This window comes from Hungatella effluvii (assembly GCF_003201875.1).
Lineage (GTDB): Bacteria > Bacillota > Clostridia > Lachnospirales > Lachnospiraceae > Hungatella > Hungatella effluvii.
The window spans coordinates 1-14,044 of sequence record NZ_QJKD01000014.1; the positions used below are offsets into that span (position 1 = coordinate 1).

8 protein-coding genes are annotated in these 14,044 nt (G+C 47.3%); 1 reads left to right on the forward strand and 7 read right to left on the reverse strand.

The window, feature by feature from the left end:
* The 5 genes from DFR60_RS22370 to DFR60_RS22390 form a co-directional block, all read right to left on the reverse strand.
* Nucleotides 1–4,835, reverse strand: a 4,835-nt coding sequence (locus DFR60_RS22370) for an InlB B-repeat-containing protein (protein ID WP_110324877.1), incomplete at its 3' end; no start/stop codon positions are given.
* Between the two features lie 17 nt (nucleotides 4,836–4,852).
* Complete coding sequence (locus tag DFR60_RS22375) at nucleotides 4,853–6,493, reverse strand: cell surface protein (RefSeq protein WP_110324878.1); 1,641 nt, start codon at nucleotides 6,491–6,493, stop codon at nucleotides 4,853–4,855.
* Between the two features lie 43 nt (nucleotides 6,494–6,536).
* Nucleotides 6,537–7,112, reverse strand: coding sequence for a 3D domain-containing protein (locus DFR60_RS22380; protein WP_243005151.1), 576 nt, complete (start codon nucleotides 7,110–7,112; stop codon nucleotides 6,537–6,539).
* Between the two features lie 95 nt (nucleotides 7,113–7,207).
* A complete protein-coding gene (locus DFR60_RS22385) occupies nucleotides 7,208–7,993 on the reverse strand; it encodes a transglutaminase domain-containing protein (protein ID WP_110324880.1) in 786 nt (261 codons plus the stop codon).
* 254 nt (nucleotides 7,994–8,247) lie between these two features.
* Nucleotides 8,248–9,138 (reverse strand): tyrosine-type recombinase/integrase, encoded by an 891-nt coding sequence (locus tag DFR60_RS22390; RefSeq protein WP_110324881.1) that lies wholly within the window; start codon nucleotides 9,136–9,138, stop codon nucleotides 8,248–8,250.
* Nucleotides 9,139–9,783: 645 nt separating this feature from the next.
* Here DFR60_RS22390 and DFR60_RS22395 point away from each other — a divergent pair.
* The gene (locus DFR60_RS22395) at nucleotides 9,784–12,051 is read left to right on the forward strand and encodes a bifunctional diguanylate cyclase/phosphodiesterase (protein ID WP_110324882.1); all 2,268 of its coding nucleotides are present in this window, start codon (nucleotides 9,784–9,786) and stop codon (nucleotides 12,049–12,051) included.
* 194 nt (nucleotides 12,052–12,245) lie between these two features.
* Here DFR60_RS22395 and DFR60_RS22400 read toward each other — a convergent pair whose 3' ends face one another.
* Nucleotides 12,246–13,088 (reverse strand): carbohydrate ABC transporter permease, encoded by an 843-nt coding sequence (locus DFR60_RS22400; RefSeq protein ID WP_110324883.1) that lies wholly within the window; start codon nucleotides 13,086–13,088, stop codon nucleotides 12,246–12,248.
* A gap of 10 nt (nucleotides 13,089–13,098) precedes the next feature.
* Complete coding sequence (locus DFR60_RS22405) at nucleotides 13,099–14,016, reverse strand: carbohydrate ABC transporter permease (RefSeq protein WP_243005152.1); 918 nt, start codon at nucleotides 14,014–14,016, stop codon at nucleotides 13,099–13,101.
* Nucleotides 14,017–14,044 lie beyond the last annotated feature (28 nt).

Below are 14,044 nucleotides of genomic sequence, written 5' to 3' on the forward strand. Positions count from 1 at the left end.
CCGGAGGCTTTTACGGCATTGGATTCCGACGCCTTCACCGCGTTCTTCCGGTATACCACCTTATAGGTGACATCGGCGTGGTTGACATCCATCAGCTCTTCATCCGCTTCTGTCGTCAGTTCCTCCTCCAGTCTTGGGATTTCATTGGGGTCCAGGGCTGTCTCCTTCCGGCTTCCGCCCCTTACCTCATCCACCACGGCCGCGTTGCTCGGAGAAGCTTTTGACCTCTCATAGACCGCAGTCAGCACCACGTTGGCATCCGGCATGGTAAAGCTGGCTTCCCTTCTTGTGGTCTTATCTCCCAGATCTCCGGCTGTACCGATCGTTGTCTCCCAGTGGGAGAAGGCTTCTCCGGCTCCGTTCACTGCATCCGCCGTGATCTGCACCCGGTCTCCCTTATGGGCTTCTTCATATCGTCCTGATCCGACGCTTTCTCCGCCCACCTGTTTTATCTCACCGTTTTGCGTCTCTACAATATAGTTTGTCAGTTCCAGCTCTCCGCCCGGGTCTGTGGTAATCACACTTCCTTTGTCAATCAGGCTCTCTGCCGTGATATCCGTCTTTCCAAGCGGCCGGGCCACTACCGTGTACTCACAGTTATAGTCCAGTCCGGCAAACGTTAAATATGCAGGATTTCCGGCTGGTTTCTTAAAGCCGCCGTTTCCGGCAGCCGGTATTTCCACCACCTGGCCGTTCTTGTCCAGCACCGCGTATTCCGAATCCGGATCTGCCGGTTTTATGATCAGAACAGTCTTTCCTTCTTCCGTCTCATCGTAGATAATCTGGTAATTTGTCTCCAGTACTGGTGTCAGCACTTCCGCCGGTGCGCTGAGTGGATCTGATACATCTCCAATCTGTCCATCCGGCTGTATCTGTGCCGTGCCGTCTGCTTCATATACCTTGTAGTCCGCTCCCGGATAGAGATTGTCAAAGACTGCCCGCTCTGTCAGTTCATTTCCCCGGATCACCTCCAGAATCTTTCCGGATGGGTCTGTCAGGATATACTGGTATCCCGGCGTCGTGTTAAATACCGTGATCCGGCCTTTTCCCCAGGTATTTAATCCGGCCAGCGTCTCCGGCTGTGCCACATCTGTTCCGAATATATCCGGGTCCGGCCGGAACCGGATTGTGTATACCTGGCCGTTTATAAGACCCGTCTCTCCCGTTACAGGCGTCTGCCCTGCATACCACCGGTCTGTTAAGTAATTCACCTCCGGCACATACTGCGGCAGGCTTCCCGTGATGTCACTCCACTTTTTATCATAGGTCGTGTGGAGACTCAGTGCCTCTCCTGTACGTATGCTTCCATGCTCTCCCGCTTCAAAATGGATATCCACCCATTTCGACGGGTCTTCCTCAAAGTATGCCGTCAGGACTTCTGTCCCGGTGAAACGGTCTCCTTCTTCCAGAAGGGTCTCCCCGTTGTCCAGAATTCCGTTGTGATTGCCGTCCACAAACCAGCCTCCGAACCGGTAGTACGTATCTGCGCTGGTTCCCGGCATCAGGCGTCTTTCCTTCATTCCGCCCAGCGTATATCCGCCTTCTGCTCCCTGTTCCGTTCCATCGTCAATCAGGGCGCTGGTTTTAAAGCTCCCATCTCCCTGGGACTGGACATCCGGGGACATTCCCTCCTCTGCCATCAGGCTTCCATGGGCGCCTGCAAGATATGTGATATCTGCCCACAGCGCAGGCACACGGCTGTGCCGGTAGGCCACTGTCTCACTGTCATTGGGCATGGTTCCCGTAAAGTCGTTCCCGTTCCAGCTGATTAACGTGGTTGACGGACTGATGGATTTTGCAGCCAGCTGATAGCCGTATGGCTGCTCATAGGTGACTGCTCCCTGCGCACAGGCCAGCCCCACCGCTTCCTCCGCCTGATGCAGATGCACCAGCGGCTCCCGGATATGGGTAAGCCTTTCATCCGAAGTCCCGTTATCCAGATATTCCACGGTCAGGGGATATCCCTCTTCTGTCGGCTCATAGAGGTATGTAATCGTCACCGGCTGGTTTGGCATCACTCCATGGAACACCCGGTTGTCGTCAAAATCTCCCTGAAGGCCGCTGACCAGATGGCCATCCGTATCGTCTGCCTCATTTCCCGCGTCGATACGCACGTCCACACACTCATATCCGTATTTCGTCACCGGCTGGGCCGTGACACTTTCTTCCGGATAGTGGCCTGAGGTCTGCGCATCGGAAACCACAGTGCCACCCGCCGTCTCATGGCGTACCGTAAGCAGGGACTGAGCCGCCGTATTGCCGTAATCCACCGTGTAGCGGTACCGCACTGTGGCGTCCTGGCCCGGCATGGTTCCTGTGAAGGTCCCGGTTGAGCCGTTAAACTGGCCGATCGGCAGGCTGGTTCCGCTGTAGTTATACTCGGTCGGCGTGGTTCCCGAATCCGCAAGACTCCACGTATAGCCATGGATCTCTTTTTTCTGGGCCTGGATTGCCGCTTCCACACTGTACGCGTTTTCTGCTGTACCGGTCTGGAATATGATATCGCCGCTCTGATTGGAGTATTCTACCGTATAATTGAACTTTACGTTCGGGTCCGGTTCAAAGACCGCATAATAGGTAACCGGAGTTTCCGGGTATACGGCTGGAAGCCCGGTGATAAAGTCAGGATTGTCCCAGTCATTGACGGTACTCCAGCCCCGGAAAATGTAACCGTACCGGCTGACGCTTGGCATCAGCGCATTGATGCTGTTGCCGGCCATTCCTGTCAGGGAAGGCGGCTGCGGAGTTCCCCCGTTTGCTTCAAACTGAATGCTGGAATCTACTTTTCTGTATTCATAATCGATCGTCACATCCTGGTTCGGCATGGTTCCCGTTACTTTTCCATAATCACTGCCCGGATTAAGCTGTGCCTGAAGCAGAGGCGGCGTTCCCTGTTCAATGGTAACACCCGCCAGCTCATAGCCGGTCACTTCAGGCGGCACAGCCAGATTCACGCTTTCTCCCGAGCCATACGTTGCCGCCGGGATCGCAGGCGCTCCCGTGATTCCGCCTCCTGTATTGATATCTTTGACAAAAAATGTAATCTGGTACCCATTTTTCTTCAGTACTGTATTTCTGTCATGGTTTGCCTCGGCTCCGGTAAGACCGGCCGTACCGGAGGTAACATACAGTCCGGTTCCTCCGCTTCCCGCCCGGTCGGCGGTAAAGTTATCCACAAACGGACTCGGCGAGATATCAACCGCACTTCCCGTCTGAGGCACGGCTACCCTCACCTCCTGGGAGGCCTGCGTTGAGTTTCCGCCTGCCGAGGCATCCGGCAGCTGTGCAGTCGTAATGCCAATCGCTGAGGTATCCAGGTCTCCCGCAACCGTAATATATTTACCTGCGGCCAGATACACATTTGCTTTTTCACCGCTTATGAGTGTGTTGCCTTCTATCGAAATGCGGTTCTGTATCGTAAACTTCCCTGTGCTGTCAAAATTAACCGCGCCTCTGTCACTGGACACATTGCCGGTAACTGTTCCGTAGTTCATCTCCAGATTCGCACTTCCCGATACCTGGACCGCACTTCCCAGCCCGTTTGCATTGACCCGGTTATTCTGCAGGGTGGCTCCGCTCATAATACCAATCGTTCCACTGTCAGCAGAAAGGATGGGAGACGTGTTGCCTGAAGCCTGGGCCAGATTTCCATCCAGCACCAGATTACTGAAACGCATGGTCCCTCCACTTGTACGGAACATCGGTCCCGATACCAGCCCTGCGCTTCTGCTGACTGTTATAATATCATCGATTGGAGTTCCCGAACGGCTGTAATCCGAGCTCATAAATGTGATATTGGCACCGGAAGGAACGGTAATGGTAGAAGTCAACTCGCCATAATCCTGCAGGTAGATATAACCGACATTGCTGCCAATCTTATTAATGGCTGCTCCCAGCGTCTTAAGAGGTGTGTCATATGCCCCGACATTGCCGTCATTTCCATAAGCTGCCGATACGTAGTAAGACGGACCTTTTGCTCCGAATGCTACCCTTCTGACCGCCGTCTCGTACGGACGAAGTGGAATGGTCCAGGAATAGGTAAGACCGGAATCCTTGTTTTTAACACTGTGAGGTCCGTCCGTAAAGTAATAATTAGACCTTTCACTGTATTGGCCAACCCATTTTGTAGTCGGTTCTGTCAGCCCCAGACTGTCATCATTATAAATACAGTCAAAAGTCTGCTGTGTCTGCTCATTTACCATATGAAATCCGCGGCTGTTTGCAGTGAGAGTTGACGCATCCGCCGGATCGCTGGCACCGCCGCCGCTTCTTCCTCCAACCTGTACATCAGTACCGCTGGCAATCTGAACCGGATTATCTGCATTCGTCTTGTTATACACAATATAATCGACCAGGATCCATTTCTGATCCAGACTGGGATATACCTTCATCTGCACCTCGACTCCCAGATCGTCAAACGCCTGCACACCGCCATTGGTTGATATCGCCAGATTTTTTCTTCCCCCGGTTCCATTCTGCTTCTGTATGACTGTTTCATACCCCCGATGGCTGTAAGTCGTTATAACCGAGGATGACCGGTCTCCCGTATATGGATTTTCTGCGCCAATCAATGCGGCGTTTTCGATGCCCTCAATGTCAAAGTATCCCGTGTTGCCCTGATTCCACTTATAAGCGGTCGTCAGTCCGCCCCCATTGCTTTTCATTCCCTGCGCCGGCTGGAGTTCCGTTCCCGCCGCCATGGCAGTCACGGTCAGGCCAGGCACAGGCGGCAGTATTGCGAGGGCAAGGGCAAGCAGAGATGCAGTTCCTTTTTTTATGATCCGCCGCAGATTCAATCCTCCTGCCACGGAATTACTTTTTCGAAATCTGTCCATTGTCCTAAAACCTCTTTCTATTCAAAATTCAGCCGTTCCTCATCAGGCAGATGATCCAGAACCGCTTCTGAATCGTAATTTACGATCAGACCGCCGGAATATTTGTCCTCCCGGCTGCTGCCATCGTAATGATAAAAGCCTGGACCCTCATCTCCGTTGTACCATCTCGGTTTATCATCATCCTCGACTCTGGCCGCAAATCTGTTGTTTAAAAGAATCAACCAGCCGCCTTCTCTGTCTTTTATGACTTTCTTATCTCCCGTCATAATCTTTCCATTGGTGCCTACAACCCGGTAAGTATCCTCATTCTCCTGAACTACGCCATAACCGTATTCCTGATCCGCTTCCAGCCTCAGTCCATTGATATAGAAGGAATTCTTCGTTTTCCGAAGCTGGTTCCGGTTGCCGTAGGCGATACCGTTGCTTCCAAAACCAAATGTATAGACCCCGTCTTCCAGCTCCACCTTCACCTCTGCACCGGTCTGCATGGAGCCATCGTTGAGTTCATCCGGAGAAAATAAGTATAAGTCTGCCTTCTCCAGGCCATAGAGATCACCGTTAATAAAATTTTCCGCTGTCCAGCTGTCGGTATCATACTGGGCTACAAAGGTGTCTTTCCCGTCAAACAGCACGAAGCCTGTCCGCATTCTTCCCAATCCGTCAAACGCATAGTACCTGTCATAGACCTTTCTGATCCGGTTCCGGTACACCTCTCCATCCTGGTCCGTATGCCACCAGCTGTACTCCCCATCGCTGTAATCCTGCTCATCCAGATTTTCTGACGGGCACATCCAGAACCACGCATTCTTTAACAGCCGTCCGCCGTCGTAGCCTGCAAAGTATTTCGCTGACTCTGAGCTGGTAGGATTACTTCTGTCCGCATTGCTGACGCTGGCCACCTGGCTCCACCACGGAAGCATGATTCCGTATTCGTCAAAGCCGTAGGTATTGCCGCCGATGGTCTTCTGCCTGATCCTGTCACCACTGCTTTTCAGTTTCTTGAAGTTATCATCGAAATACAGCCATATCTCCTGATACTCGCTGTAATTCCGTCCGGTGACGCTGCTGTCCAGGTCATCCGCTCCTCCCAGTGTCGTGGAGCTATAATCCATCCAGACATTGCATAAGAGCGCACCATCCTCTCCCGCATAGTAAAGACCGTCAACCAGCGGGTTATCATCTTCTGTCAGCGGCTCTCCCGTCTCAGTGAGCCAGCCGGTAAGCATCTTTCCCTTTTCATCAAAAACGTATGTCTTTCCGTCAATCACCCGCTTAAAACCGCTGGTCCTCCGATACGCTTTTCCATTGTCGCCGAAATAGTACCAGCCATCGGCATAGCCCTCCTGCTCCCGGCCTTCCGACCAGATCCAGCTGTTCTGCACCCGTCTTCCGTCCTTATCAGCATAGTACAGTCCATTTCCCAGTTCAATGAAGCTGTCTCTCACCATTTTTCCATCTGAATCCAGATAAAACCAGGCATCCTTTGACTGTTTCCATACATTGGTCACCGGCTGGTCGCTCTTATCCAGATACATCCATTCCCCGCTGTCACTGGTCCAGCCTTCCACCGCATACGCGGTTTTCATCTGAGTCTCTGACAGGAGTAAGGCCGATAATACAAACACGGCCGCTGTAAATGTAAATTTCCTCTTTCTCATCCCGTTTTCCTTCCAATCCAATTAGTTATTTATGTAAACCCTTTTACAGGGACTGTTTTAAATATACAGACATCTTCTGCCGCCCAAATTCGATGGCTTCTTCATGAGTTGCAAAAAAAATATCAATACTGTTTCCCTTGATCGCCTGTCCCACATCTTCCACCTGGTAAGTCACTCCGTTGATCACAATACTGCTTCCGAGGGTAATAACTTCGGGATCTGCCGCGACCGTATGTCCAGGTTTAGGAACCGTCTCCATTTTTGTCAGTTTAATCTCTTTTTTTCCACAGCAGAGATCGCAGCCGCAGTAACCAGTCACTTCAAACTCTCCTAAATATGTTGATTCGCTGATTTCTGTCTGCAGGGCGTTTTTATTCACCGCACCTTCTCCAGGCATTTCCACAGGTACTGTGCTCTCCGCTGTTTTATCCAGAACGCCGGGACCCACTGTATTTCCCGCTGTTTCCTCTAAAACGCCGGGTGCTTCTGCGCTCTCCAGAACATCTGTAAGCGGCGGTACGTCAATGTAATCCCGGCCGGAGGCCCCTTCCGAAACAAAAGAGTAAGCCCTTGCTGCCACAATCACCGTAAAACCGGCCACAGTCAGAAAACGGATCATTTTTCTCCGAATCTGCCGCCGCTTTTCCGCTCTCCGGAACTCAGTCATTCTGCAGCACTTTGGTGAAGCTGCTCTGCGCCCTGATCTGTCAGTTCTCACGAAAGTCCGCTGTGCGTGGGATCTGCCTCCATTTCTTCTTCTGGCATAAGCTTCCACCGGCGTTCGCCCAGTTCTCTGTCCCATGTGATATCGCAATATTTCCACCCCCCATCAATCCAAACCCGGTTCCACGCGTGGTTCCCGCCATAGACCGGTTCGCAGATCATCCCTGACATTCTGCACAGTGTCAGGTAAGCTGAGACATAGCCCCAGCATACGGAACGCCCCTCGATGACAGCATCATATACGGTTTTCCGGTTTTGTTCCGTGTCATATTCCACATTGCTGTAGATCCACTCGTAAAAAAATGAGGCTTTCTCCGACTCATTCATTCCGGCGCCTGACGCGGCAATTTCCAGCAGCCTTGCTTCCGTCTGTCTGTGCTGAGCTGCAGCCTGGGCAGGATTGCCGCACTGTACATAAATTACCGCATTCTCCCCACGGGTCCCTGCCGCCAGCCAAATCTTCTCTTTTCCGAGATAGATGTAGCGGTAAAAATAACGGCCAAAAGATAAAGCGTCCTCCACTGTATGAAATACGACTCCCGTATCCTTCCATTCAGACAGATCTTCACTGTTTTCGATCAATATTAACAGTTTTTCTCCACAGACCTCATACTCCGAATTTCTTTCGGTCATTTCCTCGGCGTATCTGCCTCGTTTCTCCTGATCCGCCCCCTGGAGCTGTGGCTGTATATCCATTCCACAGGCCGGCAAGCTCCAGAAAGCGGTAAGACAGAGAGAAAGGAAAAACAGCAGACATGGTTCACGGATTCCTCTCATCGTTAATCCTCCCTTTTACAACCGAATATCTCTTTTGTTGTAAAAAGAGGAGAAAAACCAGTTCAGAATGGGATACTTGCAGAAAATGCATGAAATGTTCTGGGAAAAATGCATGGTTTTTAAGCAGATCGAATTTATTTTTTTGTTCGGTCTGCTTTTTGTGTCGAAAAATAGAAAAAAAGGAAGAAATATATAGATTTAAAAAAATTTATGTAGTATAATCAAACTAAATTCATATCTGATTCAATTTATTTTTACAACAAAAGAGATATTCGGTTGTACGTTGTCACCAACAGTCCCAGCTTTTCCAGCTGCATCCGGTGGCGGCTTCCGCTTTCTTTCGTATAAATCCGTGTCGTATTCACATCCCTGTGTCCCAGAATATCAGCCAGCTTTGCCAAATCTTTTTCGGCCTCATAGTATGTTTTTGCGAAAAGATGTCTTAAATTATGAGGGAATATTTTGTCTTTTTCGACTCCCGCCTCAGCACCAAGGGCTTTCATTTCCCTCCAGACATTGCTGCGGTCCAGTGTATTTCCTGTTCTGGTGATAAAAATTGCTCCCTGCATAATTCCTCTGCGCATTGCGTACTCAAGCAGCATGGTACAGAGCTGTCTCGTCAGAAGAACGGTGCGCACCCTTCCCTTGCAGTCTACCTCCGCCCTTCCTATACGCGCTGCCTCCACGGTCACATAGGCAAGTTCAGAGATACGGATTCCGCTGGAGCAGATGGTCTGAAGCAGCAGCGAAAGCCTTTCATTTCCCTTACTCATCGCGGCTTCCACAAGTCTCTGATACTCCTCCTTTGACAACTCCCGGCTCTCCTGACAGAACGGACTGCTGCCGAGCTTTAAGAATCTGACCGAACAGTCCTCCCAATGGTAAAATCTGAAATAGCCGTTAATCGCAGACAGCGCTCCGTTTACAGTGACCGGTGCGAATTGGCCTCTCAGATATTTCTTCCACATCAGGACAATTCCCCTGTCCACGTTTCTTCCTCTCGTATAGTTCCTGAACTGCTGCAGATAATACAGATATTTTTGTACTGTCCCTTCACTTTTTTCGCAGCTGGCCAGCCAGACGCAGTAGCTGCTGATACTCTCTTCTGTAACGATCTTCCTTTTTTTATTTTCTATTTTTCTCATGATGTCCTCCGATTAGTAAACGTTATTTCTTTTAGTTTATCCAAATACAAAAAAAGGCATTCAAATATCCGCTGTAAACGGATACTCAAATACCACGTTCCTTCTCTGTGATTTATCACTGAAAAAGGATAATATTTCCATTTTTTGTATTTAAATAAGAACAATCATAAGGCCTTGCTTTTTATTTGTCAATTATATCTTCAGATTTTTTTACGTTTTAAGCTAACTTTTTTTACCAGTTAATACCTTAATCGTTACAGTTCACTCCCCACCAGGAGCACCGCAGTCCGGTTTGGCCGGGCAGGCTTGCTCAGTCTTTCCTGTGACTTTGCAGGGTATTAGAAGTTCTTAGCGCGCAAAATTTTTCGTTCAGGGGAAATTCCCACTTGTTTGAGTGCAGCGAGTTTGGGAATTTCCCCTGGTTTTTAGAAAAATTCTGCACGTTTAGAACTTCTTATGCCCGAAACCGGAACAGGAAAGACTGAGCAAGCCTGCCCGGCCAAACCGGACTGCGGTGCTCCTGGTGGGGAGTGAACTGTAACCCTTAATCGTTTCTTTCACTCCTCCCCCTGTTAACAATTGAATTAACCGTTTGAATCATGTATAATATTTATAAATTCAATCGTTAGCGGAAGGGAGATTACGATGGAAGACAGAGGTGTGAAAAAACATATTACTGTTTCTGTTATTCTGGTTTCCTTCATCAGCGCAGTTCTGCTCCTTATAGGCGGCATTATCTATTCGAGCATCAAAGGCGCCCAGGAAAAAGAGGCGCAGAAGTATATGGAAGAGATCGTTTCACAGTATAAAAATATTATTACGGCACAGATCGACGGAGATTTGCAGACCTTAAGTGCCCTGGCTGTATTTGCAGGGTATAATGATACCATTGATTTGAATTTCACCCTTTCCCGTCTGGAAGAAGAAAGCAGACGCAACGACTTTATCCGTATGGGATTCATCTCTCCCGACCGGATTGGATATTTTATCGATACTGACGGTGTGAAGCATTTCAACGAAGATGTCAGTGAAGAAGCTTTTATTCAGAAGGCATTAACCGGTGAATGCGTCGTGTCTGAGGTCATGGAGGACCGTTTTTCAGGAAATTCCGTCGTCTGCTACGGCGTCCCCATCACCCATAACGGATGTATCATTGGCGCAATCACAGCAACTCGTCTTACTACCAACCTTTCCGCCATTATAAGCCAGGAAGTTTTCGACGGTGCCGCCTTTGTACATATTGTGGACCAGGAAGGTAATTTTATTATCCGGTCCAGCCATGCAGTCATTAAGAAGCAGTTAAAGAATCTCTTCGACGATGGGGAGATCGCAGACAGCATCCGCGAATCCATACTTGCCAGTATGGGAAATGGCAGCGGCTCTTTCGCCTCCTTCCGTTATATGGGGGAAGATTACTGGGTAACCTTTATTCCCATCGGTATCAACGACTGGAATCTATTCTGCCTGGTGCCTCAATCATTTTTGAACCATAATTTCCACACGCTGTTTACCGTATTTTTGGGCGTGATGATTTGCATTTTCTTTTTATTCGGTATCCTGTTTCTATACATTTATAATCTGCTGAAGAAGGAACACCACACGCTGCAGGCATTTGCATATAAAGATATTCTGACCGGCGCCGATAACCGGAACCGTTTTATCACGGATCTCCCCGCCTTGCTTTTAGAACCGGCAGATTATGCCATGGTACTGATGAATGTTAGTGGATTTAAGTTTGTTAATGAATTTTTTGGTTTTTCGAAAGGAAACCTTCTTCTGCAGCATATTGCCAGGGTTCTGCAGGATACAGTCAGGGATGGAGAACGGTTCTACCGGGACAGCGCCGATCACTTTGGCATGCTGATTTACTACGAAAACAAAGAGAAACTCATTGCCCGAATACAAAAAATCAGTCAGGAAATAAACAACTATACCGTAAGTCCCAACCAGGATTACCGCATTAACTGTAATTTTGGAATTAATATAATCCGGGCGGATAATCTACAGTATAAAAATAACACTTCTCCCGACACCGCTGTCAACGGAGCCCTGCTTGCATTAAACAGCGTTAACGGCAACACCTCCAACCCCATCGCTTTTTATAATGAGGAGCTTCATGAGAAAGCGCGCAAAAAAGTGGAGATTGAGAGTCAGATGCATGCGGCGCTGGCAAACGATGAATTTCACATGTATCTGCAGCCCAAGTACTATCTGAACGACGGATCGCTGCACAGCGCTGAAGCCCTTGTGCGCTGGTATACGAAAGACGGCATGATTCATTATCCGGATGAATTTATACCAGTGTTTGAAGAAAATGGATTTATCACAGAGCTCGACATGTATATGCTGGAGGAGGCCTGCCGGAGAGTCTCCCATTGGATCCGGCAGGGTTATAAGATCAGCCCAATCTCGGTAAACCAGTCCAGAGTATTTTTCTACGATGAAGAATACCTCGACAAATTCCATGAAATAGTTGACCGGTATCATATTGATCCCTCCCTGATTATTCTTGAAGTAACCGAAAGTGTGGCTATGAGTAATTTGGCTCAGGTTAAGATGGTAATCAATAAGCTCCATAAAATTGGATTTTCCATATCAATGGATGACTTTGGAAGCGGATACTCCTCTCTCAATACGTTAAAAGACTTAGATATTACGGAGTTAAAGCTGGATAAGGATTTTCTATCCGAGCAGTCTACCTCAGATCGCGGAAAGGTTGTGATCGAGAGCATAATTCATCTCGCCAAGGCACTCTCCATCATCACGGTTGCGGAAGGTATTGAAAATGAGGCCCAGCTGGAATTTTTAAAATCCATCTGCTGCGATATCGGACAGGGGTATTACTTTGCGAAACCGATGCCTGCCGATGAGTTTGAGCAAACGATTCTGACAAATGACAAGGAACTGGACTGATATTTGATAGGGTTCTGAATCTTTTATATTTCCATCATGCTACGTAGCTTAGCCAGCCCGCGGTTCTTCTTTAGGAACCTCCGGCTGGCTTTTTTTCATTCGGTTACAGTATCTGCATTTACCCAGTCAGCTTCTTAAGCCATCCTTAATTTCTATAATAGACAACAAGCCCCTGAAAGATATTATTACATTACTTACCCCTTCAAACCCGCAAATGCAATCCCCTGTGTGATCTGCTTTTCAAAGAACAAATATACCACAAAAATAGGTATCATTGCGCAGAGTGTCCCAGCCATTGTCAGCGCATATTCCATTGTATAAGCACCTGCAAACATCTTTAAGCCAAGCTGGATTGTGTATTTTTCAGGAGAGTTCAGATAAATCAACGGAGAAATGTAATCATTCCATTGTCCAACAAAAGTAAAGATTGTTAAAGCAGCCATACCAGCTTTTGCCTGCGGCATGATGATCTGGATAAAAATGATCCATTCCCCTGCACCGTCAACCTTCGCCGCTTCTCTGAGTTCATCTGGTATTCCCATAAAAAACTGTCTCATAAGAAAAATACCAAAGGCACTGAAAGCCTGCATCATGATTAAAGTGCTCAGTTTATCCAACATTTTGAGTTTACCCATGATGACATACTGCGGAAGCATAATTGTGTGCCATGGAACCATCATCGTAGCAAGAAAAAGCCCAAAAAGCACGTTCTTGCCTGTAAATCTTAATTTTGAAAACGCATATGCCGCCAGAGAACAGCAGAATACCTGCAGTGCTGTGCCAAATACCGAGACAACAGCCGTATTTCTATAAAATAACAAAAATGGCACTTCTTCCCACACTCTGATATAATTATTCCAGTTAACCGGCTTGGGAATCCACTGAATAGGATTTGTAAATACCTGCGTATCATATTTTAAAGAGGTTGATACCATCCACAAAAAAGGAAAGACTGTCAAAAGTACAAGCAGACACACCGTTATATAAAACAAAATGTTCCTTATCATTTTATTTCTGACTCTGATATCTTTACTCATATCTGCCCCCCTAATAATGCACCCAATATTTTTGGGCAAAGAACTGAATTAAGGTAATTACCAGAATAATCAGGAACAGAAAATATGAGATTGCCGATGCATAACCTATATTTGCATGTGAAAATCCTTCTATATAAATGCGATATACCAGTACGTTTGTGGCCATACCAGGTCCTCCTTCAGTTAATATATTAACAAGATCAAAAACCTGAAAAGAATTAATTATCAGCATAATTACACATAAGAAAATAGTAGGTGACAACATTGGAAGTGTGATCCTCACATATTTATATAATCCATTTGCTCCATCAATACTGGCTGCCTCATATAGATCTTCCGGGATCATTTGTATCCCCGCTAAAAGTATCAGCATATAATATCCAAAATATTTCCAAACGGAAATAATTACAATGGTGAACAAAGCCCAGTCAGAGGATAATAGCCACTTTGGTACATTATTAATCCCCATAGAAGTCAGCATAGTGTTAACAGGACCATTTACAGGATTGAAAATCAATTTCCAAACCACTGCTACAGATACCATTGAAGTTATATATGGTAAAAAAAATGACATTCGAAAAAACTTTCTCCCATAGGTCACCCGATTTAAAATTGTTGCAAAAAACAATGCCGCAACCAAAGTAAGAGGAGTAAATAAGGCTGCATATAAAAAATTGTTTTTAAGAGAGGTTATTATATATTTGTCTGAAAACATTTTTTTATAATTTGATAAGCCAGTAAAACTTGCAGTTTGAATCGAAAGCCCCGAAGCATCTGTAAAACTAAAAAACATTCCTAAAACGATTGGCGCTAAAAAGAAGACCAGAAACCCACAAAATGCCGGCATTACAAATCCCCATCCCACCAGATTTTCATGCAGTGTTATTTTTTTCGAAATACTTCTGACTGAAGTTTTGATATTTTTCAATCTTTTAATCCCCCTCTTACCAGTTTCA

What these genes read in the sequence shown, in the direction of transcription:
- DFR60_RS22375 (WP_110324878.1), bottom strand. Translation starts at nt 6,493, where the DNA reads ATGAGAAAGAGGAAATTTACATTTACAGCGGCCGTGTTTGTATTATCG.
- DFR60_RS22385 (WP_110324880.1), bottom strand. Translation starts at nt 7,993, where the DNA reads ATGAGAGGAATCCGTGAACCATGTCTGCTGTTTTTCCTTTCTCTCTGT.
- DFR60_RS22395 (WP_110324882.1), top strand. Translation starts at nt 9,784, where the DNA reads ATGGAAGACAGAGGTGTGAAAAAACATATTACTGTTTCTGTTATTCTG.
- DFR60_RS22380 (WP_243005151.1), bottom strand. Translation starts at nt 7,112, where the DNA reads ATGATCCGTTTTCTGACTGTGGCCGGTTTTACGGTGATTGTGGCAGCA.
- DFR60_RS22390 (WP_110324881.1), bottom strand. Translation starts at nt 9,138, where the DNA reads ATGAGAAAAATAGAAAATAAAAAAAGGAAGATCGTTACAGAAGAGAGT.
- DFR60_RS22400 (WP_110324883.1), bottom strand. Translation starts at nt 13,088, where the DNA reads ATGAGTAAAGATATCAGAGTCAGAAATAAAATGATAAGGAACATTTTG.